This is a genomic window from Pseudoalteromonas sp. S558 (assembly GCF_005886635.1).
GTDB classification, from domain to species: Bacteria; Pseudomonadota; Gammaproteobacteria; order Enterobacterales; family Alteromonadaceae; genus Pseudoalteromonas; species Pseudoalteromonas aliena.
The window spans coordinates 1-789 of the sequence record NZ_PNDU01000398.1 but is presented as its reverse complement, the minus strand read 5'-3'; the positions used below and the strand labels follow the sequence as shown (position 1 = coordinate 789).

Annotated in this window: 1 protein-coding gene; it reads left to right on the top strand. The window is 38.5% G+C overall.

Features of this window, described 5'->3' with window-relative positions:
* Positions 1 to 206: 206 nt before the first annotated feature.
* Complete coding sequence (locus CWB66_RS19975; protein WP_138586738.1) at positions 207 to 659, top strand: REP-associated tyrosine transposase; 453 nt, start codon at positions 207 to 209, stop codon at positions 657 to 659.
* Positions 660 to 789: the final 130 nt, after the last annotated feature.

Here is a 789-nt window from a genome sequence, read left to right as displayed (position 1 = left end):
CTGGCGCGACAGAAGATAAGCATGCTGGCGTGTTAAAGCAAAGCTTTACAGGCTTGTTAAAACGCAGCTTTACGATGTGATATTGCGCGGGCAAGCCTCACGTTTCTACGGGGCGTTTTTATTTGTGGCATGCGATTATTTTTGTTCTTTTACAAAAAGGGCATTATTCACTATTGTTTCTTTATATTAAATATAAAGGGATAATCATGGCTGATTCATATAAAAGGCGTAAAGGACGTTGCTCAATTGAGAATCACTATTATGCCGTGACAATATGTTGCATATCGCGGAGGCCGCTTTTTACTCACTTTAAAAATTCGCATTTGATTGCGCAGACTTTATATGAGTTTTCAATTACACAAAACCTCACCACAATATGTTATGTGGTTATGCCTGATCACTTACATTGGATTTTTAAACTTACAGGTTCAAAGCCATTGTCAGCGGTGGTAGGTCAGTTTAAAAGTATCACAACATTAAAATACAACCGATTAAATCAATGTAATGGTGCGATGTGGCAGGCAAATTTTTATGATCATAGTATAAAAAGTGATGATGATTTAATAAATCAAGCAAGGTACATAGTGGCAAATCCATTAAGAGCCAAGTTGGTTGAACGTGTGGGTGACTACCCATATTGGCATTGTATATATTTGTGATATCCGCATCTACGGTCGTTGGGATAAGAGTTTAAACACCGTAGCCAAAGCTTGCTGGCGCGTTAAAGCGCAGCTTTATAATTTATATTATGCTTAATATTTCGCGCGGGCAAGCTTCACGTTTCGCGCG

What these genes read in the sequence shown, in the direction of transcription:
- CWB66_RS19975 (WP_138586738.1), top strand. Translation starts at nt 207, where the DNA reads ATGGCTGATTCATATAAAAGGCGTAAAGGACGTTGCTCAATTGAGAAT.